This is a genomic window from Stenotrophomonas maltophilia group sp. RNC7 (assembly GCF_030910085.1).
GTDB lineage: Bacteria > Pseudomonadota > Gammaproteobacteria > Xanthomonadales > Xanthomonadaceae > Stenotrophomonas > Stenotrophomonas sepilia.
Map to the genome: position 1 here is coordinate 1 of NZ_JAVFVN010000184.1, position 524 is coordinate 524.

Annotated in this window: 1 protein-coding gene; it reads left to right on the plus strand. The window is 58.6% G+C overall.

Annotated features, from left to right (window positions below; genetic code table 11):
• Positions 1 to 193: 193 nt before the first annotated feature.
• Positions 194 to 524: hypothetical protein (locus RCF13_RS02390; protein WP_308140807.1), on the plus strand; the 331-nt coding region annotated here is incomplete at its 3' end.

Genomic DNA, 524 nt, shown 5'->3' on the forward strand with positions numbered 1-524 from the left:
AGAAGAGACTCAATCATGTCCCGTCCTCTGCCGCCAGCGTTGGCGTGCCTTTGCAGCCCGCTAGCGGGCTTTGGCGGGTGACGCAAAACGACGCAGCTACGACGCATCCTTGGAAAAACGTCGATCTCGCATGACCTACGGCCTTCTGCTATGTTCGAGGGGTTATGTAACTGCCTATGGGGGAAGATCCGGGATGGAACAGCTGTACAAAATTCTGGAGCTGGCGGGGAAGGCGGGTAACCGGATGCTCTTGGCAATACTGGTTGCGGCCTATGCTGCGGCGAACCTGGTGCCGGCGAATGCCTGGAGCGACGTGCCGGTGCAATACGGCGCGGTGGTGGTGATGGTTTTTGCTCTCAGCATGCTGTTGTTCAATGCCGTAAAGGCGGCATGGGACAAATGGCGGGCCCGTTGCCTGGCCCACGATCAAAGGGTGGAGAAGTTGAAAGACATGACGCGGTCTGAGCGCGCGTTCATGGCCGCCCTTACTAATCCCGAGTGGGGAACAGGCGAGATTCATTGGG